This window comes from Candidatus Propionivibrio aalborgensis (genome assembly GCF_900089945.1).
Classification (GTDB): Bacteria; Pseudomonadota; Gammaproteobacteria; order Burkholderiales; family Rhodocyclaceae; genus Propionivibrio; species Propionivibrio aalborgensis.
On sequence record NZ_FLQY01000088.1, the window covers coordinates 1 to 1,039 of the forward strand.

Consider the following 1,039-nt stretch of genomic DNA (forward strand, 5'->3'; position numbering starts at 1 on the left):
ATCACCCCACATGGCCGACGCGCTGGCATTTCTTGCGACGGCGCGGGCCGGGCCGCAAACTGGCGCGCATGACGAAGTAATGCTCTACGATCCGGTGCCGATGCGCCTGGCGCGTCGCGCCAACTTCGAGCGTGCCCAGTTGCTCATCGAGTCGCCGTCACGACGCGCCCTGCAGGCCTTCCTCGGTGTATTGCGACTAGTGCTTGAGACGATCAAGACTCCCTCGCGTCTGCGTTGGCATCTGGAAGTGGACCCGCTGGAGTTCTGAGCAAAGCCATGCAAAGTCAACGTGAACGGCGACTCGAAACGCAGGCGGGTAGCGTCAAAGCGTAATCCAGAGCGTCCTGAAACGCCGTTGTCCGACCGGCAAATCCTTACACATTAGCGACCCTTTCTCGCGCGTGCCGTCATCCGAGAACACCAGCATCCTGACCGGGGGGCCGGGGTAGGCAATCATGGCTTCCGGTTGCAGGCCGCTGAAATTTTCTCCATTCACTGCCACCGGGTCCTCGTCTGCTACGCCAGACCACCGGTACATTTGGAATTTGCCGCTAATGCCCGCCGCGCCGGCCATGATGATGTACTGGCCCAGTGCGGGCACGTAATCAATGCTGCGCACGCCACGCCCGCCGAGAGCCAACAGGATCGGCGCACCCAGCCGGGCCGACTTGCCGGCAACGACTTCCTGTGGATTATTCAGCGGAATCAGCAGCGCCTTGCCATCGGGAATGGGGCCGCGCAGACCGATCAGCAAGGGCCCATCCGGCGTCGCGGCAAGTCCCTCGATGTTCAACCCGCCTGGCTCCTTGGGCGGAATCTTTGCCGCATCGCCCAGCTTGTAGGCTTTGAGCGCAGGCAACCGGGTCAAGTCGCGCACCAGCTTCCGATAGGGTTTGCCGACGACAGACAGCTCAACGGCTTCACCGGCTCCATTGATCTGGGTCGCAAAAAACCGCCGCCTTCCACTGCGCAACTTGCCATCGCTATTGGTGCCGTGCGAAGCGATCCAGTAAATCCGGTTGCCGATGCGAGCCGCCGC

1 protein-coding gene and 1 pseudogene are annotated in these 1,039 nt (G+C 62.2%); one reads left to right on the top strand and one right to left on the bottom strand.

The window, feature by feature from the left end; genetic code table 11:
* Window positions 1-268 (top strand): annotated as a pseudogene (locus PROAA_RS05650) (primosomal protein N'); the annotation flags it as partial.
* 54 nt (window positions 269-322) lie between these two features.
* Here PROAA_RS05650 and PROAA_RS05655 read toward each other — a convergent pair.
* The coding region (locus PROAA_RS05655; protein WP_186410410.1) for a DUF3616 domain-containing protein at window positions 323-1,039 on the bottom strand (717 nt) is incomplete at its 5' end.